This window comes from Vibrio sp. KUL80, assembly GCF_059725495.1.
Genome location: NZ_AP045842.1, coordinates 311,665 through 336,095, shown reverse-complemented (window position 1 = coordinate 336,095; position 24,431 = coordinate 311,665). Strand labels below are relative to the sequence as shown.

At 43.9% G+C, this 24,431-nt stretch carries 17 protein-coding genes, 1 tRNA gene and 3 pseudogenes; 16 read left to right on the top strand and 5 right to left on the bottom strand.

Going from position 1 to position 24,431, the window contains the following annotated elements:
* Window positions 1-28: 28 nt before the first annotated feature.
* The 5 genes from hpaE to AC6I8U_RS18085 all read left to right on the top strand — a co-directional run bounded on the left by hpaE (window position 29) and on the right by AC6I8U_RS18085 (window position 5,419).
* On the top strand, window positions 29-1,552 hold the full coding sequence (gene hpaE, locus AC6I8U_RS18105; RefSeq protein ID WP_498019179.1) for a 5-carboxymethyl-2-hydroxymuconate semialdehyde dehydrogenase: 1,524 nt from the start codon (window positions 29-31) through the stop codon (window positions 1,550-1,552).
* A gap of 81 nt (window positions 1,553-1,633) precedes the next feature.
* Window positions 1,634-2,029, top strand: a complete 396-nt coding sequence (locus tag AC6I8U_RS18100) for a 5-carboxymethyl-2-hydroxymuconate Delta-isomerase (RefSeq protein WP_234496503.1) — start codon at window positions 1,634-1,636, stop codon at window positions 2,027-2,029.
* 19 nt (window positions 2,030-2,048) lie between these two features.
* Entirely contained in the window at window positions 2,049-3,017 is a 969-nt protein-coding gene (locus AC6I8U_RS18095; RefSeq protein ID WP_498019178.1) for an AEC family transporter, read from the top strand.
* Between the two features lie 80 nt (window positions 3,018-3,097).
* Window positions 3,098-3,955: a 3,4-dihydroxyphenylacetate 2,3-dioxygenase gene (gene hpaD / locus AC6I8U_RS18090; RefSeq protein WP_498019177.1), complete on the top strand. Its 858-nt coding sequence runs from the start codon at window positions 3,098-3,100 to the stop codon at window positions 3,953-3,955.
* A 9-nt stretch (window positions 3,956-3,964) separates the two neighbouring features.
* Window positions 3,965-5,419, top strand: a complete 1,455-nt coding sequence (locus tag AC6I8U_RS18085) for an NAD-dependent succinate-semialdehyde dehydrogenase (protein ID WP_498019176.1) — start codon at window positions 3,965-3,967, stop codon at window positions 5,417-5,419.
* A 49-nt stretch (window positions 5,420-5,468) separates the two neighbouring features.
* Here AC6I8U_RS18085 and hpaA read toward each other — a convergent pair whose 3' ends face one another.
* A complete protein-coding gene (gene hpaA / locus AC6I8U_RS18080; RefSeq protein ID WP_498019175.1) occupies window positions 5,469-6,344 on the bottom strand; it encodes a 4-hydroxyphenylacetate catabolism regulatory protein HpaA in 876 nt (291 codons plus the stop codon).
* Window positions 6,345-6,538: 194 nt separating this feature from the next.
* On the opposite strand from hpaA, the gene AC6I8U_RS18075 reads away from it, so the two are divergent.
* Window positions 6,539-7,708, top strand: a complete 1,170-nt coding sequence (locus tag AC6I8U_RS18075) for a p-hydroxyphenylacetate 3-hydroxylase oxygenase component (RefSeq protein ID WP_498019593.1) — start codon at window positions 6,539-6,541, stop codon at window positions 7,706-7,708.
* 185 nt (window positions 7,709-7,893) lie between these two features.
* A tRNA-Gly gene (locus AC6I8U_RS18070) sits at window positions 7,894-7,968 on the top strand.
* A 206-nt stretch (window positions 7,969-8,174) separates the two neighbouring features.
* Here AC6I8U_RS18070 and AC6I8U_RS18065 read toward each other — a convergent pair.
* Complete coding sequence (locus AC6I8U_RS18065; protein WP_498019174.1) at window positions 8,175-8,387, bottom strand: helix-turn-helix domain-containing protein; 213 nt, start codon at window positions 8,385-8,387, stop codon at window positions 8,175-8,177.
* 133 nt (window positions 8,388-8,520) lie between these two features.
* On the opposite strand from AC6I8U_RS18065, the gene AC6I8U_RS18060 reads away from it, so the two are divergent.
* Genes AC6I8U_RS18060 through AC6I8U_RS18050 form a run of 3 tightly spaced genes read left to right on the top strand, consistent with a single transcriptional unit; the run spans window position 8,521 to window position 10,230 of the window.
* Window positions 8,521-8,733: a hypothetical protein gene (locus tag AC6I8U_RS18060; protein ID WP_096993182.1), complete on the top strand. Its 213-nt coding sequence runs from the start codon at window positions 8,521-8,523 to the stop codon at window positions 8,731-8,733.
* Window positions 8,734-8,743: 10 nt separating this feature from the next.
* Complete coding sequence (locus AC6I8U_RS18055; protein WP_498019173.1) at window positions 8,744-9,919, top strand: Arm DNA-binding domain-containing protein; 1,176 nt, start codon at window positions 8,744-8,746, stop codon at window positions 9,917-9,919.
* Window positions 9,919-10,230 carry a hypothetical protein gene (locus AC6I8U_RS18050; RefSeq protein ID WP_498019172.1) on the top strand — a complete coding sequence of 104 codons (312 nt, stop codon included), beginning with the start codon at window positions 9,919-9,921 and terminating at the stop codon, window positions 10,228-10,230. Before AC6I8U_RS18055 ends, AC6I8U_RS18050 begins: the two co-directional genes overlap by 1 nt.
* A gap of 174 nt (window positions 10,231-10,404) precedes the next feature.
* Here the strand turns inward: AC6I8U_RS18050 and AC6I8U_RS18045 are convergent, their stop codons facing one another.
* Entirely contained in the window at window positions 10,405-11,436 is a 1,032-nt protein-coding gene (locus AC6I8U_RS18045) for an IS630 family transposase (protein WP_498016718.1), read from the bottom strand.
* 361 nt (window positions 11,437-11,797) lie between these two features.
* Here AC6I8U_RS18045 and AC6I8U_RS18040 point away from each other — a divergent pair, with 361 nt between their 5' ends.
* The 6 genes and pseudogenes from AC6I8U_RS18040 to tnpC all read left to right on the top strand — a co-directional run bounded on the left by AC6I8U_RS18040 (window position 11,798) and on the right by tnpC (window position 22,361).
* Window positions 11,798-14,491: a hypothetical protein gene (locus tag AC6I8U_RS18040; RefSeq protein ID WP_498019171.1), complete on the top strand. Its 2,694-nt coding sequence runs from the start codon at window positions 11,798-11,800 to the stop codon at window positions 14,489-14,491.
* Window positions 14,492-14,843: 352 nt separating this feature from the next.
* Window positions 14,844-16,458 (top strand): annotated as a pseudogene (locus AC6I8U_RS18035) (IS1634 family transposase).
* A 302-nt stretch (window positions 16,459-16,760) separates the two neighbouring features.
* A complete protein-coding gene (locus tag AC6I8U_RS18030; RefSeq protein ID WP_498019170.1) occupies window positions 16,761-17,678 on the top strand; it encodes a VOC family protein in 918 nt (305 codons plus the stop codon).
* A 10-nt stretch (window positions 17,679-17,688) separates the two neighbouring features.
* Entirely contained in the window at window positions 17,689-18,927 is a 1,239-nt protein-coding gene (locus tag AC6I8U_RS18025; RefSeq protein WP_498019169.1) for an alginate lyase family protein, read from the top strand.
* A 378-nt stretch (window positions 18,928-19,305) separates the two neighbouring features.
* On the top strand, window positions 19,306-20,919 hold the full coding sequence (locus tag AC6I8U_RS18020) for an IS1634 family transposase (protein ID WP_498019168.1): 1,614 nt from the start codon (window positions 19,306-19,308) through the stop codon (window positions 20,917-20,919).
* A gap of 12 nt (window positions 20,920-20,931) precedes the next feature.
* Window positions 20,932-22,361, top strand: a protein-coding gene (gene tnpC / locus AC6I8U_RS18015; protein WP_498019592.1) for an IS66 family transposase whose coding sequence is annotated in 2 segments (ribosomal slippage) — window positions 20,932-21,127 and window positions 21,127-22,361 — 1,431 coding nt in all. Because the reading frame shifts where the segments join, the coding sequence is not laid out codon by codon here.
* 42 nt (window positions 22,362-22,403) lie between these two features.
* On the opposite strand, the pseudogene AC6I8U_RS18010 reads toward tnpC, so the two are convergent.
* Both AC6I8U_RS18010 and AC6I8U_RS18005 read right to left on the bottom strand, forming a co-directional pair.
* A pseudogene (locus AC6I8U_RS18010) lies at window positions 22,404-23,150 on the bottom strand (IS110 family RNA-guided transposase); the annotation flags it as partial.
* 223 nt (window positions 23,151-23,373) lie between these two features.
* A pseudogene (locus tag AC6I8U_RS18005) lies at window positions 23,374-24,402 on the bottom strand (IS630 family transposase).
* Between the last annotated feature and the right edge of the window lie 29 nt (window positions 24,403-24,431).

Below are 24,431 nucleotides of genomic sequence, written 5' to 3'. Positions count from 1 at the left end.
CTCAGAATAAGAAAAAGGAACAAAGATTATGGCTCAACAACTAGATAGCAACCTCACCAAAGCAGAGCAGTACCTAGCAAAATATCGCAACCAAACACTCGGTCATTATATTGCTGGCCAGTGGAGCTTAGGCTCAGAGGGTGAAACATTCGAAAACCTATCGCCAACAAACAACGAAAGCCTTGGTAAAGTCGTCAAAGGCAGCGCTGAAGATGTGAACCAAGCGTGCCTTGCGGCGCAATCAGCATTTAAAGAATGGGCGGAGATGTCTGGCGGTGAACGTAAAAAGATCCTGCATCGCCTAGCCGACAAAATCGAAGAGCGAGCGGAAGAAATCGCTTTAGTTGAATCCATGGACTGTGGTCAACCACTGCGTTTCATGAAGCAGGCAGCTATTCGAGGCGCAGCGAACTTCCGATTTTTTGCGGATAAGTCACCGGAAGCGAAAAACGGATTGTCTCTACACCAAGACAATCACACTAACTATACGGTTCGCACACCGATTGGCCCTGTCGGCGTCATCACTCCTTGGAACACGCCTTTCATGTTATCAACGTGGAAGATAGCACCAGCGTTGGCGGCGGGTTGTACTGTGGTTCATAAACCGGCGGAGTTCAGTCCTTTAACGGCAGCAATATTGGCTGAGTGTGCTGAAGCGGCGGGTTTGCCTGCAGGTGTGTGGAATATGGTGAATGGTTTTGGTGAAGTTGCAGGTAAAGCACTGACCGAACATAAAGCAATCAAAGCGGTGGCATTTGTTGGTGAAACCGTGACGGGCTCAATGATTCAAGCTCAAGGCGCACCAACGCTTAAGCGCGTTCACTTCGAACTTGGCGGAAAGAACCCTGTCATCGTGTTTGATGATGCTGATTTTGAACGCGCACTCGATGCTGTTGTGTTCATGATTTATAGCTTAAACGGTCAGCGCTGCACGAGCTCAAGCCGCCTTCTTATTCAAAATGGCATCAAGCCCAAGTTCATTGAAGCACTAAAAGCACGCGTCGAGAATATTCAAGTCGGCCATCCATTAGATCCTGCGACTGAAGTTGGCCCTCTGGTTCATCAATCCCATTACAACAAAGTCCTGAGTTATATGGACGCTGCAACCGAAGATGGCGCGACCATCGCTGTAGGTGGCAAAGCGATTGATAGCTTTGGAAATGGTAACTATCTGACGCCTACGCTGTTTACAGACGCCGATAACAATATGCGTATTGCTAAAGAGGAGATCTTTGGGCCAGTACTAACGTGTATTGAGTTTGATAGTGAAGAGCAAGCACTCGAGATTGCAAACGACACTGACTACGGGCTGTCAGGGTATATCTGGACCTCAAACACTGGCCGAGCGATGCGTATGGCAAGCAAAGTAGAGGCAGGAATGATCTGGGTGAACTCTGAGAACAACCGAAACTTACCATCACCATTTGGCGGCGTGAAAATGTCGGGCATTGGTCGTGATGGTGGAGACTGGAGCTTTGATTTCTATATGGAAACGAAGAATATTTGTATTGCGCATGACACTCACAACGTCCCTACGCTAGGAAAACAATAGGTAGTAGTTGAAACAATAATAACAACCTTTGCGCAGGCTCGCTTCGCCCTGCTTAGCGAGCCTTTTTTAAGGAGTGACCCAATGCCACATTTTATTATGGAATTCTCACCAAATATTGAGTCGGATATCGATATTCCCGAGCTGATGAAAGTGATTCACCGAGAAGCGATCGAAACAGGCGTATTTCCAAAAGGTGGAATTCGAACCCGAGCCGTTAAGAGCGACTATTACCTCGTTGCCGACGAAGACCCAAACAATCGCTTTATACATCTCACGGCAAAAGTGGGAGTAGGGCGAGACCTTGAGGTTCGCCGCCAAGCGGCAGAGCGAATCTTTAACGTGTTTTGTGACTATTTACAGCCAACGTTTGATAGCCAATATCTCAGCATTGGTTTTGAGATGATCGAGCTGCATCCAGAGCTGAATTACAAGAAGAACAATATTCATCAGAAGCTAGCGGCGAACAATAACGCTTGAAAGAGAAAGGGAGACCAACATGCCGTCACTAGGGCATTTGAATCATGTGGTGATGACTATTCTTCCTGTTTTTCTCGTTATTGGCCTGGGCTACCTTGCTTCTAAACAAAAAATTATTCCGGAAAATGGTCACAAAGCGCTTGCGGCGTTTGTGTTTAACTTCGGATTGCCAGCGGCCATTTTCAGTGCTCTAAGCACCAGACCGCTCTTGGAAATTTGGAATGCGGACTATTTACTGGTTTACACCATAGGCTCTCTGCTCGCTTTCATATTGGTCGCTGTGGTGAGTGCGTTAGTTCTACAAAAGAACCTCACAGAAAGCGTGGTGCTAGGACTCGGTGGGAGTTTTTCAAACAGTTTACTTATCGGTTTTCCGATCATTTTCTTTCTGTTCGGAACACAAGCATTAGTGCCGTTTTCACTCACGCTCGTGGTGGAAAACTTAATAATGCTACCGCTACTCCTTACGCTTGCGGACCTGACAAACGGCGATGGCAATAGTCAGTTAACCGAGAAAATGAAAGCAACGTTTATTAGCCTGACGAAGAACCCGGTCGTGATGGCGATAGTGCTAGGCATGTCTGTATCAGCGCTTGGAATAAAAACGCCCGAAACCGCAACCCATATTGTTGACATGCTGGCAAATACAGTTACAGGAGTGGCCTTGTTTACCATAGGGGGCGGCTTGGTTGGCGTCAGTGTGCGCGGACGCAGGAAGGAAATCGGCACTGTGATGTTGGGCAAGCTGCTCATACACCCTTTACTGTTGCTAGCAATGATTCTGCTTTGGTTTGACCTTGAGCCAACTATGGCTGCCGTAGCTGTAATTTTGGCAAGCATGCCTATGTTTGGTGTCTACGCTGTGATTGGACAGAAATACAACATGGGAGCCATCTGCTCAGCAGTGCTGCTTCCAACCACCATTTTTGCAATGGTGACCGTGAGCCTAGTGACGGCATCGGTCATCATGATTTTTAGCCTCTATTAAGGGCTTAATCGATAACTTGAAACCGTACAACGAGCTTCTTTGCACAATGACGGGAAGCCATATTCAAAAGGAATAGAACGATGGGAAAACTCTGCGTTGCCGCCAAAATTACTCATGTACCAACCATGTTGATGTCCGAAGAACCTGGCCGTCTTCATGGTTGTCGTAAGCCTGCGATTGATGGCCATAAGCAGATCGCTCAGATGGCCAAAGACCTAGATGTTGATACTGTTGTCGTCTTAGATACGCACTGGTTGGTCAACGCTGGCTATCACATCAATGCCCGAGACAAGTTCTCTGGCACCTATACAAGTAACGAGTTTCCCCACTTTATTCAAAACCTCGGCTACCAATACTACGGAAACCCAGAACTGGGCGATAAAATCGCTGAACTGGCGACGGAAAAAGGCGTGTATACCTTGTCGCATCAAGTAGATTCTCTGGATCTAGAGTATGGCACGCTGGTTCCTATGCGTTATATGAACGAAGACTGTCAGTTTAAAGTTGTTTCGATCGCCGCTTGGTGTACGGTTCACGATATACAATCGTCGAGAAGACTTGGTGAGGCAATACGTGAAGCGATTGAAGCCAGTAATTGTCGCGTGATGTTGCTCGCTTCAGGGTCGTTATCACATCGAATTTGGAACAATGAGGACTACGAAGCCAACAATGGCACCTTCACTATCTCAAAAGAGTTCAACCGACAAGTCGATTTAAGAGTCCTTGAATTATGGGCACAGCGCGATTACTCGACCTTCCTTAAAATGCTGCCAGATTACGCCAACCTTTGCTCTGGAGAAGGAGGTATGCACGATACGGCCATGCTGTTTGGTGCACTTGGCTGGGATAAATATGAAGGCGAGAGTACCGTTGTCACAGAGTACTTCCCAAGCTCGGGTACTGGGCAAGTGAACGTTCTATTCGAAGTAACAGAGTAAGGGGTCACTATGCAGTTAACTAACCCAGCGCTATTCATAACCGAACACTGCTTTATAGGCGGAGAGTGGTTTGCGTCGCCCACTCAAAAATTCACAAATGTCGTGAACCCTTCGACTCAGCAGCCAATAGGTGGCGTACCGAATCTTGGCGCGGTCGAAGCTGAATTATCCGTCGAAGTTGCCCAAGCGGCGTTTCAAGGATGGAAGCAAACGACGGCAGAGCACAAGTCTTTGGTATTGAGGAAATGGTATGACCTAATCGTTGAAAATACGGATGATTTAGCTCGTATCTTGACGACAGAGCAAGGGAAACCATTTTCTGAAGCGAAAGGGGAAGTCGCTTACGCCGCAAGCTTTGTTCTTTGGTACAGCGAAGAAGCGAAGCGTGCTTATGGAGAAATCATCCCTAGCCACAAAGCAGATGGTAAGATCGTTGTCACGAAAGAGCCTATAGGCGTGGTTGCTGCGATTACACCGTGGAACTTCCCTGCAGCAATGATTACGCGTAAATGTGCTCCGGCCTTTGCAGCAGGCTGTTCCGTAGTACTAAAGCCCGCACCTGAAACCCCATTCACTGCGTTAGCGCTGGCGAAACTGGCTCAGCAGGCAGGTATCCCCGATGGTTTGTTTAATGTGATTACCGGAGATGCGATCGAAATCGGCAGCGTGCTGACATCGAGCAAGAAGGTACGTAAAGTGTCGTTTACCGGTTCCACCAACGTGGGTCGAATCCTCATGAATCAATCTGCGTCTTCTATCAAAAAGATGGCACTTGAGCTTGGTGGAAATGCGCCATTCATTGTCTTTGAAGATGCAGATATTGATGCGGCCGTCGAAGGGGCCATGATCGCCAAGTTTAGAAACGCCGGACAGACCTGCGTGTGCGCTAATCGACTGTACGTTCATGACGCGGTTTACGATGAGTTTGCAAGTAAACTGACTCAAAGAGTGCTAGCACTAAAGGTCGGTGATGGCTTTGAAGAAGGCGTTACCATTGGTCCGCTAATCAATGAACAAGCAGTAGCAAAAGTGCAAGCTCACGTCAGTGATGCCCTTGAAAAAGGGGCGGTGGTTCAGTGTGGAGAGTTTGATTCCACGAATAAACAGTTTGTTCACCCGTTTGTTGTCACTGAGGTCACCGATGATATGTTGATTGCTGAAGAAGAAACGTTTGGACCTTTGGCACCCTTGTTTAGGTTTACTAGTGAAGCAGAGGTTATCGAGCGAGCCAATGACACCGAGTCTGGTCTTGCTGGTTATTTCTATACCAAGTCATTAGGTAAGGCGTGGCGAGTCGGGGATGCACTAGAAGTTGGGATGGTAGGCATCAATGAAGGCTTGATATCGACAGCGGCTGCTCCGTTTGGTGGTGTTAAAGAATCGGGACTCGGCCGCGAAGGTTCACGTCATGGGATGGATGAATTTATGGAAATGAAATACTTATTTATGGGTGGTTTAGACTAGCCATACTTGACCACCCCCATTCTTCAAATCTCATAATAAGGGAGAGCCTTTAGCGCTGCTCCCTTTCTCTAAAACCAGACGCAGTTTCCCCAGAGTTTTTCTTAAAAAACCTCGCAAAGTACGCCGGATCTTGATAACCCAGTTCGTACGCCACTTCTTGTACCGACATAGCGGTAAGGAGTAGCAAGCGCCTTGCTTCTTGCATGACACGGTCTGCTACTAGGCGTTTCGACGCAAGCCCACTCACTCGGCGACAAATATCATTGAGCCGCGCTGTGGTTAAACCTAATTGATCCGCGTACTGAGGTAAGGTCCAATGAGACTTATAATTTTGCTCGATGAGCTGACTAAACTGATTGAAAACATGGACATCATTGCTGCGGTACGAGGTGTTGGTTGGCTGGGCATTAGCAAGCCGCAGTACATCGATAAGTATCAACTGCAATATGGCCTGACATGCTGAGTCATTCATGAAATCCGAGCCGCTTTGCTCATCAATTAACTGCTCAAAACGTTGAATAAGTCGGTGGTCTTCGGGTATCTCAGTACAAAAAGGCTGCATCGCCGTTGAAGCTACATCATTGCGCCCAATCTCGATGTCTAAAAGTCTCCAGACTAATGTTTGGCTCGCCGTAATCACAAAGCCGCTGGAGTGATCGTCAGTCACGAATGAGTGCGGTACTGTCGGAGGGGTGAAGAATAGGGTGACGCCGTGTTTGGAGTAGTGGGACTCATCCAACAATACGTGGGTATTCCCCTCCAAAATGCAGTGAATCTGGTAGTAGCGATCATGGTAGTGTGTTGGCATGTTCCGACCAAAAAACAGCGCCAAACTATCGAGCTTTTCGACGTGAAATTCACTTTCTTCGTAACGAGAGTCGTAGACTTTACCAATGTTCAAATTCGGGATCGTTAGTGCTTCCATGTATCCAACTCACCTTATTTTTCGAAAATAGCTAGTAGCTTTTTGATAATAGTTAATATATTAGGTAAATCTGCGAAAAGTACAAGCTAATACTGCTAACATCCATTTAACATTACCGGTTTTGTGAACATACTACCTAGTAATTGCCCACTTAACACAATTACAACAGGGCTAACGTTCAAAAGGAATCGATGATGAAAAGACCTAATCCTCTACTCGAAAAACTTCAATCTGTTCTTCCAACTATTGCCAACAATGCAATGCAAGCAGAGCAGGACCGTACACCACCGGAAGAAAACATTCGCTTGTTACGAGAAATTGGCTTCTTTAGAGCGTTTCAGCCTAAAGCGTATGGTGGCTTAGAGATCTCTCTTCCTGAATTTGCGGATTGTGTTGCCGCGCTAGCTGGCGCTTGTGGGGGCACCGCTTGGGGAGCAAGCTTGCTAGCAACGCATAGCCATCAAATGGCGATGTTCTCTAAACAGGCACAAGAAGAGTTTTGGGGAACCGACCCAGAAGCAACGGCAAGCAGTAGTATCGCGCCATTCGGTAAGACAGAAGAAACTGAAGGTGGTGTTATCTTTAATGGCGACATGCGTTGGAGTAGTGGCTGCGATCACGCTGACTGGGCAATCTTAGGATTCAATCGTTTCGATGAAGACGGCAACAAGGTTTACTGTTTTGGTGTCGTACCTCGCCATCAATACAAGATTGTCGATGATTGGTATGCGGCAGGGATGAAGTCCAGTGGTACTAAAACACTAGAACTACGCGACGTCTTTATCCCTGAACACCGCATTGAGACAGCGAAAGGCATGATGGAAGGGTATTCTGCCGGCTTTGACTTGTATCCAGATAGCGATATTTTCTATACCCCATACCGTCCATATTTCGCTTGTGGCTTCGCTGCTATCAGTTTGGGTATCGCAGAGCGTATGTTGGAAGTCTATAAAGAGAAACAGAAGAACCGAGTCCGTGCCTATACAGGCGCGAATGTGGGAGTGGCAACACCCGCATTGATGCGTTTAGCTGAATCGACGCATCAGGTCGCTGCAGCTCGAGCACTATTAGAAAAGACTTGGGATGACCATAAAGAACATGGTGAGCGTAAGGAATACCCATCTGCTGAAACATTATCTTTCTGGCGAACTAATCAGGCTTACGCGGTTAAGATCTGTATCGAAAGTGTCGACCGTCTGTTCGAGGCTTCTGGTGGTATGGCATGGTTTAGCGACAATGAAGCACAACGTTTGTTCCGTGACTCTCATATGACTGGCGCACACGCCTACACGGACTACGATGTCTGTGCCCAGATCTTAGGTCGCTCGCTGATGGGCCTTGAACCAGATCCAACTATGGTATAGATGAACCGACCTAACTACTAATAGAGAAAAAGTGAGACTCGTGTCTCACTTTTTCTTTTCACATCAGTGTGATAGTACAATTAAGAAGCAAATCGAAGCAAAGATGCGCAGTTAACCCAAAATGAGTAAAAAGAGGCTTTTCTTTTCCATCAGATGTGGCATATTAACTCTCGTCCCACGATGATGCGTGCATCGTATAATGGCTATTACCTCAGCCTTCCAAGCTGATGATGCGGGTTCGATTCCCGCTGCACGCTCCAATCCTCATCTGTTATAAAATCAAACTAAACTATTAAAAATAAACGCTTTATTGCGTGCTTTCTCATACCTGAAATCCAAGAACAAGACGTTGCCTTGTATTTCGGTGTCCAAATGGTGGCCAATTTGGTGTCCACCACTGGTTAAGGGTATTAAGTGACGTTAAATGTGCTGAAGCGTAATAGTCGTCAGCTCATCATTACTTTTTCTAATTGTTGTTTTGAGGTATCCGTTCGAATAACTCTGCAACAGTGATATCAAAGTAGTCACACAGTGTATCAATCACTTCTAACTCTACACGGGTTGCTGTTTCATTATACAAACGTGTAATAGTGCCTCTATTGATCCCCGTATCGCGTGATACATCGGAAATTTTAAGCTTTCTCTCACCCATGATTTTCGATAAGTGGCACTTCAGCATGGTCTTCTCCTGTAAAAAATGACCTCCTGTAGATTAAAAATGCTTGCAAAAGAGAATTCTTATGATACATTTTGTTCCTCAGGAGAGTATTAAGCTCTTTTGAAAGATATTTAGTTCAGTAGGAGATTGTACGATGGATAATACCTATTTGACAACGTCAGAGCTCTCAAAGCGAATCAAGTATGACGAAAGAGTGATCAGAGAGCAGTTGAAGGACAGTGTACTGTTTGAAGGAGTACATTACATCCGTCCGTTCGGTGGTAGAAAAATACTCTTTATTTGGGAAAGAGTAGAAGAAGAAATGCTTAGCGGTGTTTCGATGCAATCATTAATCACTGGTTTGTAAGGGGGACAATATGGGGGTATTGAACGTTCGAAATGGCAAGCTTGTTCTTCAGTTTCGCTATCGTGGTCAGCGTTGCCGAGAACAAACGCAACTGCCTGACAATAAGCCCAATCGAAACCGATTGGAGCGCTTACTCAAAAGGATAGAGGCGGAAATTGTACTCGATACCTTTGACTATTCCGCTTACTTTCCAAAAAGCTCAATGGCAAAGCGTTTTGCTGAGGTAAAACGAAGAGAGGAAACGGCAAAAAGCTACTTTGAAGCGCCAGAGTCACCAAAGTTTCAGGAATTCGCTGAAATATGGCTAGCCGAGATGAAAGTCGAATGGAGTCACGGTCACCTAGTAGATGTTGAAGGCGTCTTGAATAAATACCTACTACCGACGTTCGGCAGTAAAAGGATCAGCGCCATCAATAAGGCTCAAATCATGCAATTTCGCTCCTTCCTCGCCAAAGTACCGGGACGAAATGCACAGTTCTTAAGTCCATCACGGATAAATCACATAATGACACCGCTTAGGATGATTCTTAATGAAGCCGCTGATCGTTATGACTTTACCCCAGCATGGAAGAATATCAAAGCCTTAAAAGTAGGTCGTACGGAAGTTGACCCATTCTCATTAGAGGAAGTGGAGCGCTTCCTCAAATATGTTGATGAGGAGTACCAGGCTTATTACGTAACTCGCTTTTTTACTGGTATGAGAACCAGTGAAGTTGATGGGTTGATGTGGGAAGCCGTAGATCTAGAGAACAAAACCATTACGGTTAGTCAAAGTATTGTGCGTGGTCGATTAAAAGGGCTCAAAACCGATGGTTCATATCGTGTGATTCAGCTTACAGATAGGGTAGTGGAAGCCCTTCAAAAGCATTGTGTCAGCGCAGATAAAAAACTGAAATATGTGTTTACTAATGCCCAAAATCGTCACCTCAATTACGCCGTAGTTGCTCGTTCCGTTTGGTATCCGGCTATTGAAAGAGCAGGGTTAAAACGACGTAATCCGTATCAAACCCGCCATACCTTCGCAACGTTACTTTTGGCGGCAGGTGAATCTCCAGAGTGGATCGCGAATCAGATGGGTCACACCACGACTACGATGCTGTTTCGTGTGTACTCCCGTTACGTGCCCAACTTAACACGTCGAGATGGCAGTGCATTTGCCGCTTTCTTAAATGCAGGGGGTAACTGATGCGTTATTCACCATTAGCTATACATTGCACAAGCCTTTGCTTCGATGTAATCCAAAGTCATTATTTTGATGAAATGACGGTTGAAGATATCAAACAATCTAAAGCAGAAATCTATCTTCTACTTAAAGGCCGAACGTACATGCTACCTCACCAATTTTGGCGAGAAGACCTGTTTCTCGACATGGTAGCGAATAGCGTTGTGGAAGTGTTATACCAATGTCGTCATCACCGTTCAAAGCGAGATGTGGGGTGGGTGCTGAGTTTTGTAGAGCGGCAGATTGAGTTGGCGATAAACAGGACAAAGCATTAGGTCAAATAACGTGCGCCCTAGTTCAATGAGCGAGTCATTTGACTCGCTCATTTACTTTTGATGCGCAAAACGTGAAGCCTAGCTGGAGAAATTGATATCAAAAGTCCATTAATACACAGAACTGTCTAGGATAATCCATGGTGTCGGCGTCGGTGCATTAGTTTCTATACCCAATCAACTTGAAGATGCAGGCTTGAACACCTGAAAATTATCATTGATTCGAGACGTCAGCGAGCCTGCAATCTCTGGAAGAGTCACCGTAAAGAATTGGGTAATGGCTTCCTTGAAATCCCGTTTACTTTTGAAGTAAACGTTATTCCTTGACTTCTCGTTCATAACCTTCCAAAGCCGCTCTATTGGGTTAAGATTCGGGCTGTAAGGTGGGAGATAATGCAGTTCAATATTAAGGACAAATGCCGCATCTCTGACTAAATCACTGCGGTGATATCCAGCTCCATCTAAGATGACATGGAGCTTGTGATTTAGCGGGTAGCTCTCTCTGAGTTTGCAGAAAAATCGAACCATGTTTTCACTGTTAATGCTGTCGTATTCGCTAACAATGGTCGCTCCAATATCTGATAGGTTCAGAGCACCAACAATGTTCAATCGGCTACGATTACCTGTTGTGTCCAGAACTTTACTTTGACCTGTACGTATCCAACCATGGGAGAGTTTGGTTGACAGTGTGGGGTGAACGGCATCGATAAACACTATCGATTCATCCTCGCCACAGCTTGCTTTCAGTGCTTCATAAGCCTCTATGAACGCTTGCTGTTTTTCCTCATCGAACTTATGTGGAACGCCTTTCGGCTGCTTGTAGCTGAAACCATTGTGATGAAGCCATTTGTTCATGCCAGGAACACTATAGTGAATCTGAAACCTTTCAAACACGTACGCAATAATCTCGGACGAATGGTGGTATGTATTTTCAGTTAGATGCTGAACCAACTCTTGGGTTTGCCGAGCCGATAGATAGCTTTGTGAACCGCCATTTTCAGGCTTGAGCTTGTTCGACTCTAGGTAATCTTTGATATGTTGTCGAACAGTGGATTCATGAATAAGAAGTGCGTCTGCAATTTCTTCGGGGCACCAACCATTACTCGCATGAATAACCGCTTTTATACGGTCACGAACTCGTCCGTCACGCGTTGTGCTGTGCTGGATTTTTAGTTCCTGCTTTTGTTCATTGGTCAGAGTAATTTTCATAGTTGCTAGCATGATCCTCTATTCAGGAAAAATCAAGCGTCTTCAATGATCACGGGTATATACGCGGCCGAAAATGACCTGATTGAGTTGACACTGGGTTGTGTTCACATGGACATTATGATCACCCGATGGGAGAAACTTATCGCATGAAACATGAGTGTAACAAAGCCATGGTTCGTACAGAGCAAGGTAAAGAGATTTGAATATAGATTGATCACAGAAGGTGGCGAATTGCAATACACAAGTGGCAGCAACTCCCCTAATCGTTATTAAAATCACATAACTAATTGAATATATTGTATTATGTCAACATCATTTATAAAGTTATTCTGACCTTTCATTTTTTTGGTTAGACGACAATATGGATATTTTACTTCTACCAGATACTGCGACCGACGGAGAGTGGTTGCGGAGCGAGCTTGGGCATCTTTATCATAAATTAGAAATCAAAGAGGCCGACCACAACATGATTATTAGTCAATTGGGTCTATTACCAACTGGCTTTAATCCTAATTTGGTGGTATTTCCAAAAGGAATTACGGTGTCTTATTGGTTAGCTGTAACGAACCATTTTGCAGAGAAACCGCTGAAACCACAGTTGATTTTTGAAGATACCGACTTGAATACAGGTACTTTGAAATGGTTGACAGCAAATTTAGAATTATATGAATGGCCATGCTGTAAAAAGAAACCGCAAGTAGAGAATTTCGAACCGGTCACGACACCTAAAACGTCGTGTCAATCAACTAGTCAAGACAAAGAAACACTATATCATCTTCGTTGTGAATTATTTAAATGGTATTACTTTGACGCGTTAAATAGCTCGTCAAAAAATCAAGATCAAATATTTTCCGTTCAGACACAGATAAAGGCCATTACCCCAAATAGTGCTAAAGTTACAGATTCGTTTGAACGACTCCAGCGTCAAGCAAACGAGACGGCAAGTGTGTACCAAAATGAACTGTTACCTAAGTTAAAATCAGGTATGTCGAATGATGAGGCGAGAAAGTGGATATCAGCCAAATACTCTCCAAAAGGTCCTAAAAATATCCAGCATCGTCGATTAAAAACAGAGATGAAGAAGTTTTTCAGTAAAGGGAACATTGATAGGCATGCAATTAAGAAGAAACAAGCGAAGTTGGAGCCGTTAACTGTCGAGCTTTTAAGCAATGGTTTTCACCCCAAAGAGTTGACGCAGCTTCCCATTACCTCACGGTATGATGTCTTTATTGATGAAACAGGCGCTAATTTTAATGAACAGGATACTGGCACGGAAGGCAAGTATGTCGCTCTTGTTGTACCAGATACTATTCAGCTTCCAGCATTAGAAGGCTTCCATGCCACGGATAAAACAGCTGACGACATTACAAAGGTGACAAACGTTTTACTAGAACAACCCATAGGCTTACTCGGCTTTAGTGCTTTTGACACTGTCATTCAACTAGGGACAGGTTGGATTGATGGTATCAAACAGCTAGTGACTTGGGTTTTGTATTTATTGCCCGATTCAGACGAAAACCAACAGTTGAACGAAGTCTATTTTCATATTGAGCAGCGTTATCAATACGATAGTAAGATGGGGGCCGAAGTTCTAACGGGGCTTATCTTAGCGAATATTAGAGCAATCGATGAACGTTATAGCAATATTAATATTCATCTAGAATTTGTTGATAAGTCGCACCCGCAAATAGGCTATGTTGATGCGATCGCTTACACTTGGGGTACTGCCAATACAAAGAACAAGAATAGTCGAGAGCGTTTTAAACTCGCCAAATTGGATGCTTGTCTATTCAATCAACAGTCCGTTCATTTTAATAAATTGCTGAATGTACTCAATGGTCGTGGAAAGTTATTGGCACACGAATGGTACCAACTTATCCAAGGTTGTTATACTGCCTCTTCTGAGATGAGTTGGTTAACTAGAGCACTGGAAAAAACCAATTCTTACTTAGAAGAACATCCTGAGGTTTGGGGCAGTTACATTCAGTACGTAGAGCAAGTGATTGCAAGCAAGAATTATAGCCCACAAGGACTGTTGTACGCAGCAAGTTGGCTGAAAAAGTATCAGCCCTCTACAAAGTATATTTCTGTTGAATTAGAGTTACAGTTACTTTCGATTGAGTTAAGTGCGAGCAGTCATGTAGGAAAATCAGAGCTCGATTTAGTCAACACGGCACTCGAATTGATACAGAAAGTGCTACCCGAAAACGCACACCTATCGTGCCATACGTTGCTAAGATTGTTTTCTCTGCAAACGAACAATCTTGCATTATCAAACTTGGAAAGCGTCGCCAATTTAGTAAAAATGTTTATTCAGCTTGACAACAGTCAAGCCATCTTTGGTCGTGCTTTGTACGCCAAGTTATGTTCAACTTATGGGCAATATCTGGCGATTAATAGGGAGTTTAGTCAGGCCGCGATGCAATTTGAAACATCTATCAAGCACTTTGGCTCTCTAAACGACAGACAAGTTGTAAGGCGGGAAGTCGCGCAGGTTCGATGTTATCTACTACATTCCTTGCTAATGTTAGAAGATGAAGTTAGAGCGGTGGGTATTTTGTACCAGCTACTCGACGACGTCCCATTGCAAGAAATCAGTCAAATTAGTGATCGTTCAGACCGCTTTATTCATCATGCGGTTGTTAAGGCATTGGCACTGAGGCCGGAGTGGTTTTATCGTGAAAAAAATAGCTACTTAAATGGCATGCCTATCCAGGTCAACAATGGGGCTCTAAGAAAGGAGCATCCAGAGCACTGGATTTCATTTTATCAGGGCCTGCTATTACAAGAAGACCATGATGCTTTTGCTGAAAAGATGGTCACGGCAATAAACCAAAGTAAATTGGAACATCCGCTCTATCAATGGATGGAATGGATCATTACTCATCTGTCTATTGGGTTTGGTATCCCTATTGAACAATGTCCGCAACTTGATGAGGCAACTCAGTTATTTGAAGACAAAAAAGGCATATTCCGTCAACGAGAAACACAAAGTGTTAACGCAAAAAACATACGCGATTTGATGCCAGACTTACTACCTTTTCATTTTTACTAATGGAATGGTCGGTCATGATTACTAATCAAAATGATCATTTGGTATATCCTCAGCACTATGTCTTGATTGTTTCACAGCATAACACAGCAGGCCTTTTAGCCTGTTGTCATTTTAAACCTCAGTGTATCTACCTGATTGCCACCAGAAATTTTACTAAACAAGCAAACAGACTGAGACTTGCACTAGAGCAGGTTTGCCCAGAATCAAAGATAACCATATTACCGTCATTCCGCAGCCAATTTAGGTATTTACATAATGTGATCCAGAGATCATTTACAAGCCTTAGTAGCCTAGACCGCTTGACCGCGATCCCCAGTTTTGATCTATTACTGTTATTTAACGGTCGCTTATTATGTCTGCTCCTCAACCTGTTATTAAACGTCTAGATCACTTAGGGCTTATCGCTGCTTTCTGTCACGAGGTCGACCTGCCGGGTATTATCGACCGCATAATTCCTAAGTATTCGGAGCATAACGTTTCACATGGTGATGCTGTGTTGGCAATGCTCCTTAATGGGTTGGGTTTTCATAGCCGAACACTGCACATGTTCTCTGATTTTTTCGAGACCAAGCCGATTGCTAAGTTGCTAGCTAAAGACATTGAGGCGAAGCACTTAACTGATGATGTTCTTGGGCGTACATTGGATGCTCTATATGAAGCCGATGTATCTGCTCTTTATCAAGCGATTGCCGAGCATGTCGTTGATAAACTTGGGTTTAAAACCGACTCCGTTCATCTCGATATCACGAGTTTTCATGTCGATGGTGACTACGCACAAGACGAAGATATTAATGCTATTAAACTAGTCAAAGGCTATAGCCGAGACCACCGTCCAGAGTTAAACCAAGTCGTCCTTGAGCTGATTTGTGAGAACCAAGCTGGCTTACCCGTTTACATGCAGGCGCTCAGTGGCAATACCAATGATGCTAAAGCCTTTTCTGAAGTGACGAAGAAGCACATCCATTGTCTAAAAAGCAGCCCAAAATAGTCGCTACTTCATCGCTGACGCTGCGTTATATACCGAAGACAGTATTCGTTCACTGGATGAGCAACAGCAAAAATTCATTACTCGAGTGCCAATGACCATCAAGTTAGCCAAAGAAGCGCTATTGGCTCTAGAGCCAGAGCATTTAAGCATCATAGGTAATGGCTATTCAGGTTGCTGGGTTGAGGCTAACTATGGCTCGGTCAATCAGAAGTGGTTGTTGGTTCACAGCGAACAAGCCACCAAGCGAGAAGAAGCCACGTTTTACAAAAACTTAGATAAAAATGTCACCAAAGAGCTGAAAGCGCTTGAGCAACTAATGAAAAAGCAGTTTGCTTGCGCAGTGGATGCCGAGCAAGCGATGAACGACTTTGCCAGCGAGTGTCATTTACTGGGCTTTGCCCAGTTCTGCATCGTGAAAGAGCCGATCTATGCTGGTCGCGGTCGACCTAAAAAAGAAGCGAAGCCAACAGGCTACCACTATTACATCGATGCGACGCCTTATACCGACCTAGAGAAAGTCAAACTGGCGAGGCTTAAAGTAGGCATGTTCATCCTCGCAACCAACGATACTGATAGTTCAGAGCTGACAATGGCGGCGCTGCTTGAGCATTACAAATCCCAGCAAAAGGTTGAACGCGGATTCCGCTTTTTGAAAAGCCCAGAGTTCCTAACCTCATCCATTTTTCTAAAGAAGCCTCAACGTATTGAGGCGCTACTGATGGTGATGACGCTAAGTCTTCTTGTTTACGCGAGTCTAGAGCACAAAATCCGAGAGCGCCTCACCAGCACAGACAAGTTCTTTCCAAGCATGGTGAAGAACAAAACAACAACGAAACCGACAGCGCGTTGGGTGTTTTTAAAATTCGAAGGCATCGACACTCTCGAACTAGGCGGTCAACATTTCATAACTGGAGTACAAGAGCATCAGACTCGACTACTCAAATTGCTTGGTTCGCTATATGAAGCGGTTTATTCCTGAATTGACTGCGGAATCTCGGGTAAAGATTCAGTCTGTGAAAATTAAATATATTATTTGTTGGATATAATTGCAACGATTAAATATGAAATCAATGATTTACATAAATTAGGTGTAAATGTGTTTTTCAAAAATAATAAAACCATTTCTGTGTGTTTAATTAATTACAAAAGGAATTATTTATATTCAATAAATTAAAAGTGAGATCTGCATAACATTTTTGTAGTTAATGTTCATATAGTGTACCAAAAAAGAACGTTATTTAATCTATGTGGAAAAATGCTTATTAATTAAGGGTGTAAGGTATGTTAAAAAAATCACCATTTGTTCTTTGCACACTAGTACTTGCTACTACTTGTGTGAAAGCTTCTGAATTACCAATAAAAGGTTTAGCCCATGTGGCATTCCAATCTACTAGTCTTGAACGGGCACGTGTTTTCTATACAGGTTTTCTAGGCTTTGAATATACTTTCCCTGTACTGGAAAAACATCAGTCATGGTATCTAAAAGTAAACGATCGTCAATTTGTCAAGTTAGTTCTAGATGGTAGTGATAATAACTATGTTTTGTCAGGTGTTAAGAAAAACGAAGACTACCTGGTTGAAATAGCACTTCAGGTTACTGATGCGAAGAAAACATTTAAGGTACTAAAAGACAAAGGTCTTAAACCAACAGCAGTTAAAAAACGTTTAGATGGAACTTTAGCCACAACCATTAAAGATCCTGATAATCACACAATTGCTTTTATTGAATATACCAAAAACAGCCTTCAGTCTAAAAGCAAAGGAAAAAATCTGGGGGCTCGTCGCATAGCCAAGCACATGTGGAGAGCAAGCTTTGCCGTTACCAATGAGTCCAAATCTAAACATTTCTATCACGACTTATTAGGTTTCTCAGAGGAGTGGCATGGTGTGTGGCCGTATGATCACTCCAGTAAATCTGGCTACTTCAAATTACCCGGAACACAGGGTGACTTATTAGAATATGTCGTTGTTAAAAAGGACGCTACTGCAGATGAAAAAGCAGCGATGCAACACGCTACTTATGAAGCTAAGGATGTATTTGCCGCCAATCACGCAACGGGCACATTTGGAAGACCTCAGCTTAAAAAATACGCCATGCATACTGATGGATTAGGTAGACCATTCTTCAACCTTTACGACACCGATAATGTCCGTGTAGAAATTACTCAAAAAACACCATCTCCACTGAAATCAAAGTAGGAAATCGCAGATGAAACCAATTATTTATACTTTATCTTTGTGTGCTTGTTTATTAGGGGTTAGTCAAGCCTATGCGGCGACTTCCACAGTTAGATATTATGGTGCACATAAAGGTAGCTTAGCTATTTCAAAAAGTAAGATTAAAAAACATGATGCTGCAGTTATGCCTGCGTATAACAAACTCCTTAAAGAGGCAGATAAAGCATACAAACTTACATGCCCAACCGTAACTAATAAAGTGAATACAGCAGCTAGTGGTGATGTACACGATTACTATAGTACTGCACCGTATTTGTGGCCAGATCCTACAAAAGCAGATGGGTTACCGTATGTTCCTAGAGATGGACAGATTAATCCTGAATCTCGAAATTCTAAATATACCGATTTCATGCGTATGAAACGATTTGGGGAAATGATCGATACTCTAGCTTTGGCCTATTATTTTAGTGATCAGACAAAATATGCTGAAAAAACAGCAGATTGCTTACGGGTTTGGTACTTAGATGAGAAAACTCGCATGAACCCTAACATGGATTATGGTCAAGCTGTTCCCGGAATCAATACTGGTCGCGGTATTGGTATTATTGAAGGTGAACCTTTGATCTCTACTGCAGATGCAGCTCTATTACTAAATACGTATAAAGGATGGACCAACAAAGATCAAACGGCTTTGAACAAATGGCATACAAAATATCTTAACTGGTTGTTAACAAGTGATAAAGGCAAATCAGAATCAATCATGAAGCAAAATCACGGCAGTATGTTCGATCTTCAAATCGTTCGGCTTGCTTTGGTTCTCGGCAAAAATGACGTTGCAAAATCAATGTTAGAGAAAGTGAAGACGAATCGAATTGCCCTACAGATCGAACCAGACGGCGCTCAACCTATGGAACTGCGTCGCACAAAAGCATTCAACTATTCTCTATTTAACCTTGAATCATTAACAGAACTTGCTGATCTAGGTACTTGGATAAACGTTGACCTTTGGCACTATCAGACTAATGACGGTCGAGGTATTTTGAAAGCCATCGAATTTATGCGTCCTTATGTTGAAGCTCCTTCAAATGGCGTTCCGCCTGCAGTATGGCACTACGAACAAATCCACCCAATTAATCAAGAACGTTCAGCACCTGTCTTTAGACGTGCAGCAAACATCACTCATAACAAGCATTATGAAGAAATTGCAGGGCGTTTTAAATCAATGACAGCAAATCGAATACAATTACTACAACCAAGCTTACTAAAATAAGTATTTTTCGGTTATTGATATGACTTGGATGACTATCCAAGTTATATCAAATAACTTAAATAAAAAGACATTTATTTTAAAGTGATAAAACCGTCATTCTACGGCCGATGTCAGAATTTTAATAGTGTGATCCAGTGTAAGCGTTCACCAAGCCCTATTGACACAAAAAGTGTGACGTTGCGCACTTGATCTGACTTTAGCTATTGAGTGATCTTTCAGGCATATCATCATGGCTCCATGACTAGAACCGTCATTCCGCAGCCAATTTAGGAATTTACATAATGTGATCCAGAGATCATTTACAAGCCTTAGTAGCCTAGACCGCTTGACCGCGATCCCCAGTTTTGATCTATTACTGTTATTTAACGGTCGCTTATTATGTCTGCTCCTCAACCTGTTATTAAACGTCTAGATCACTTAGGGCTTATCGCTGCTTTCTGTCACGAGGTCGACCTGCCGGGTATTATCGACCGCATAATTCCTAAGTATTCGGAGCATAACGTTTCACATGGTGATGCTGTGTTGGCAATGCTCCTTAATGGGTTGGGTTTTCATAGCCGAACACTGCACATGTTCTCTGATTTTTTCGAGACCAAGCCGATTGCTAAGTTGCTAGCTAAAGACATTGAGGCGAAGCACTTAACTGATGATGTTCTTGGGCGTACATTGGATGCTCTATATGAAGCCGATGTATCTGCTCTTTATCAAGCGATTGCCGAGCATGTCGTTGATAAACTTGGGTTTAAAACCGACTCCGTTCATCTCGATATCACGAGTTTTCATGTCGATGGTGACTACGCACAAGACGAAGATATTAATGCTATTAAACTAGTCAAAGGCTATAGCCGAGACCACCGTCCAGAGTTAAACCAAGTCGTCCTTGAGCTGATTTGTGAGAACCAAGCTGGCTTACCCGTTTACATGCAGGCGCTCAGTGGCAATACCAATGATGCTAAAGCCTTTTCTGAAGTGACGAAGAAGCACATCCATTGTCTAAAAGCAGCCCAAAATAGTCGCTACTTCATCGCTGACGCTGCGTTATATACCGAAGACAGTATTCGTTCACTGGATGAGCAACAGCAAAAATTCATTACTCGAGTGCCAATGACCATCAAGTTAGCCAAAGAAGCGCTATTGGCTCTAGAGCCAGAGCATTTAAGCATCATAGGTAATGGCTATTCAGGTTGCTGGGTTGAGGCTAACTATGGCTCGGTCAATCAGAAGTGGTTGTTGGTTCACAGCGAACAAGCCACCAAGCGAGAAGAAGCCACGTTTTACAAAAACTTAGATAAAAATGTCACCAAAGAGCTGAAAGCGCTTGAGCAACTAATGAAAAAGCAGTTTGCTTGCGCAGTGGATGCCGAGCAAGCGATGAACGACTTTGCCAGCGAGTGTCATTTACTGGGCTTTGCCCAGTTCTGCATCGTGAAAGAGCCGATCTATGCTGGTCGCGGTCGACCTAAAAAAGAAGCGAAGCCAACAGGCTACCACTATTACATCGATGCGACGCCTTATACCGACCTAGAGAAAGTCAAACTGGCGAGGCTTAAAGTAGGCATGTTCATCCTCGCAACCAACGATACTGATAGTTCAGAGCTGACAATGGCGGCGCTGCTTGAGCATTACAAATCCCAGCAAAAGGTTGAACGCGGATTCCGCTTTTTGAAAAGCCCAGAGTTCCTAACCTCATCCATTTTTCTAAAGAAGCCTCAACGTATTGAGGCGCTACTGATGGTGATGACGCTAAGTCTTCTTGTTTACGCGAGTCTAGAGCACAAAATCCGAGAGCGCCTCACCAGCACAGACAAGTTCTTTCCAAGCATGGTGAAGAACAAAACAACAACGAAACCGACAGCGCGTTGGGTGTTTTTAAAATTCGAAGGCATCGACACTCTCGAACTAGGCGGTCAACATTTCATAACTGGAGTACAAGAGCATCAGACTCGACTACTCAAATTGCTTGGTTCGCTATATGAAGCGGTTTATTCCTGAATTGACTGCGGAATCTCGGCTAGAAAGAAAGCGCCTAAATACCAAGAAGCACCACCAGTAGTCTCAGACTTGAATGAGGCGAAGGTGCTTATTGAAGAGTTATGGGAGCAACTTCGGCATTACGAAGATAAGCTCAGTACCAGTTCTAAAAACTCTTCTAAATCACCCTCATCAGACTCGCTAAAAGATCGTTATGAACGAAAAAAGATGAAAGCTCTGGTGGTCGCAATTCGAGAGGAGCTCAAGAAGGCCACACAGGGCATCAAAGAAAACTCTCACCGCTAAAAGATAGCGACGTAATTGTTGACTGTTTTCCTGAAACTTGTCCGTGCTGTGCTCGGTCTGACATTGATGTTCAAGGCGGCCCGTACTACCGCCATCAAGTGTTTGATATCCCGAAGCCCACTGTGAATATCACTGAATATCGCTTGTTCTCTGGTCAATGTCGCCACTGCAAACAAACCGTGAAAGCGCAAAAGCCTGAGAATGCTTCGCAAGGTATTATCGGAGCCCATTTATTAAGCTACATCGGTGTACTTGCTGGTCAGTACCACTTAAGTGTTCGAAAAATACAATCACTGCTCAAAGAGCAGCTTGGTACAACGTTTTCCATTGGTGCAATCAGCGAAGCCCAAACGAAAGTCGCCTCCGTTTTAACGCCATTACACCAAGCGATAAAGCAAGCCCTGAAGAAAGCGCCGTTAATTCATGCTGATGAAACATCCCACCACCGAAATGACGAGCAAAGTCTCCGCTGGTGTTGGTTAGTTGCTAGTGATGACCTCGTCTATGAGAAAATACTGTATTCTCGTTCAGCCTCGTCGGCCAAAAAAGTCATCGACGAAAACTACGCTGGGATCGTCGTCAGCGACCAATGCCCAAGCTATAACTGGATAGCGGCAGATCGGCATCAGCTGTGCTGGGCACATGTAAAACGCAATCTTCAGCAAATGGCTGACTATAGTGGTGGTGGTCACACGGCTTATATTGGAAAGCGCCTCTGTTTGCTAACCAATGTTATTTTTCGCACTCGGCATCGTTATGAGCAAAATGAATTAAATTATTCACTGTACTTGCGGCGAATGCGTAGGCTGCAAAAAGCATTCGTTCATTGGTTGGCCAAGGGCGCAGATGTCATGGTCAAACGGTATCGAGGGAGGTGCCAACTGCTCATCAAGCATCGAGAGAGCTTGTGGGTGTTCCTGAAGCAAACCTCAATACCTTTGACGAATAATGAGGCAGAACGGTGCATTCGCGGTTTTGTTATCCAAAGGAAAATCAGTTTTGGCACCACCTCGGATGCCGGAGACAAATTTCGCAGCCGGATCCATACACTCATTGAAACCTGTAAAAAACGCGGCCTATCAGCAATGTCCGTGCTGAGTGAGATCATCACGTCTGTGGTTGAGAGAAGACCGTACCCGAACGTTTTTGATCTCTAGCTGAGCTTTAGGTCCGTCCACTATGTCAAGGAGACTCGGTGAACACTTACCAGAAAACTGTCTACCATTCTGAAATTGTTGACCTGATCCAACTTCACTAACAATTGCAGCAGTTAAAATCGGGCCAAAGCCAGGGATATTCTTAATCGCCTTGTAACGCGGACTTTGTTGACTCAGTGTAATTGTGTCCTGAGTTACATCATCAATCTTGCCGCTAATGTTGATAAAATCACAGTATAAGGTTTGCAGTAAGTTTCTCATTACGTGGGATAACTCATTCTCTGCATCTTCAATGATGAGCGGTAAGTGATTACGCAATGCCCTTATTGAAGTTGGGAAAACTATCCCATATTCAGCCGTTAGACCTCTGATTTGGTTAGTAAGACCTGTTCTTTGTTCTACTAAACGAGAGCGAACGCTGCGCAAAGCTTTCAGGTCTTGTTGTTCGATAGATTTAACAGGCACAAAATGAATATCAGGCCTCGAATAAGCTTCACAGATAGCTCTTGCATCATTAGCATCGTTCTTTTGCCGCCCGACGAACGGTTTAACATGTTGTGCTGGTATAAGTGATACCTTAAAGCCAAGCCCTAAAAAGACTCGTCCCCAATAATGTGATGATGTACATGACTCCATTGCGAGTGGGGTATTATCTGGAAGTTGACGGATTGTATGGAGCAATCTGTCTCGTTGAACCTTACGGTTTGACGAGATAGTTCCGTCAATATTCAATACGCATACTTGAAAGAAATTCTTGGCTAAATCGATACCGACAACTTTAATAGACATACTTGTTACTCCTGCACTCAATGGTTGTACTATTAGTTTGGTAAAACGACGCTAGAAGGGAGGTGCGTCCATCACATCAAAGCCCCATCAGTGCGGTAGTAATGGCTAGGTCGCGGTATCGATGACGAATGAAACGTCACACGAAAAAACGACCATCCCAGATAACGTAGTTGATCTCTTTGCTTTCAAAAGTGACGTTAAGCATTAATACCAATCTGGAAAATTAACTGATCAGGTCAATCCAATCTCTTGTGCACATTTTGGTAACCCTATTCGTACTGTCCAAGAATCGATTCCATGCCTTGCACACTTTCGACACGATATCGTTGTAATCGGTAAAACTCGGGTTAGCAAGATAATGTTGTCTGAGCCAGCTCCACACTTGCTCTATTGGGTTTAGCTCTGGAGAGTAAGGCGGGAGTTTAACGATGCTGACATTATTGAACCCTTTCGCAATGTCATCGGTGTGCCATCCAGCACCATCCATAATCACGATTGCATGACGACCTTTTTCGGTGACCGCGGATATCTGCTTAAGGTGCTCAATCACAATTTCTTTGTTCACTCAAGGAACAACTATAGCCTCCCCAATCCCTTTAGCCGGACATACCGAACCAAATAAATACGCATACTCAAACTGCTGCTGTTTTACCGCTCTCGAGCCACGTTGAGCCCAAATGCGAGTTGTCGTATTTTGCTGACCAAATCTCGCTTCATCTTGAAACCAAACATCGACGTTATCAAGCCTCGTATGACCTGGGATCTTGAGGATCGTTTCAATTTTGATTTTTTTAAAATCGGCTTGGACTCGTTGCGATTGGCGAGGGTGTTTAGAGCGTGAAGTTATCCAAGAGAAACCCATATGATTGAGCAAGTAGTAGATGGAATCGGGGTGGTAGTGTTTACTAAACTCTTTTACGATATAGGCATGTATATCAGCCCCTGTTAACCTGCCACCAGATGGGTCTTCTGCTCGCGACTTTATGAACTGACTTAGTTGTTCACGTTGTTGGGTGTTGAGAAAGGCGGGACGACCCGTTCTTGGTTTTTCTTGCAGCCCATCAAGTCCTTCCTCAAGAAATGTTTGCACCCACTTGTTTTCGCTGGTTCTACTTACATTAAGAAACTTGGTGATTTGGGTGCGAGAGTGACCATCTTTGAAATGGGCCAGTGCCAGCAATCGCATTTTCATCTGAATAGACTTTTGTTGGCTAGCAAGCTTTTTAAAATCAATCTTATCGAGGCTGTCCATAGCATCCATTTTCCCGTGGAAGTAACAGT

Bases quoted from the DNA above. Each gene is read 5' to 3' on its own strand.
- hpaE (WP_498019179.1), top strand. From the start codon at position 29: ATGGCTCAACAACTAGATAGCAACCTCACCAAAGCAGAGCAGTACCTA.
- AC6I8U_RS18100 (WP_234496503.1), top strand. From the start codon at position 1,634: ATGCCACATTTTATTATGGAATTCTCACCAAATATTGAGTCGGATATC.
- AC6I8U_RS18095 (WP_498019178.1), top strand. From the start codon at position 2,049: ATGCCGTCACTAGGGCATTTGAATCATGTGGTGATGACTATTCTTCCT.
- hpaD (WP_498019177.1), top strand. From the start codon at position 3,098: ATGGGAAAACTCTGCGTTGCCGCCAAAATTACTCATGTACCAACCATG.
- AC6I8U_RS18085 (WP_498019176.1), top strand. From the start codon at position 3,965: ATGCAGTTAACTAACCCAGCGCTATTCATAACCGAACACTGCTTTATA.
- hpaA (WP_498019175.1), bottom strand. From the start codon at position 6,344: ATGGAAGCACTAACGATCCCGAATTTGAACATTGGTAAAGTCTACGAC.
- AC6I8U_RS18075 (WP_498019593.1), top strand. From the start codon at position 6,539: ATGAAAAGACCTAATCCTCTACTCGAAAAACTTCAATCTGTTCTTCCA.
- AC6I8U_RS18065 (WP_498019174.1), bottom strand. From the start codon at position 8,387: ATGCTGAAGTGCCACTTATCGAAAATCATGGGTGAGAGAAAGCTTAAA.
- AC6I8U_RS18060 (WP_096993182.1), top strand. From the start codon at position 8,521: ATGGATAATACCTATTTGACAACGTCAGAGCTCTCAAAGCGAATCAAG.
- AC6I8U_RS18055 (WP_498019173.1), top strand. From the start codon at position 8,744: ATGGGGGTATTGAACGTTCGAAATGGCAAGCTTGTTCTTCAGTTTCGC.
- AC6I8U_RS18050 (WP_498019172.1), top strand. From the start codon at position 9,919: ATGCGTTATTCACCATTAGCTATACATTGCACAAGCCTTTGCTTCGAT.
- AC6I8U_RS18045 (WP_498016718.1), bottom strand. From the start codon at position 11,436: ATGAAAATTACTCTGACCAATGAACAAAAGCAGGAACTAAAAATCCAG.
- AC6I8U_RS18040 (WP_498019171.1), top strand. From the start codon at position 11,798: ATGGATATTTTACTTCTACCAGATACTGCGACCGACGGAGAGTGGTTG.
- AC6I8U_RS18030 (WP_498019170.1), top strand. From the start codon at position 16,761: ATGTTAAAAAAATCACCATTTGTTCTTTGCACACTAGTACTTGCTACT.
- AC6I8U_RS18025 (WP_498019169.1), top strand. From the start codon at position 17,689: ATGAAACCAATTATTTATACTTTATCTTTGTGTGCTTGTTTATTAGGG.
- AC6I8U_RS18020 (WP_498019168.1), top strand. From the start codon at position 19,306: ATGTCTGCTCCTCAACCTGTTATTAAACGTCTAGATCACTTAGGGCTT.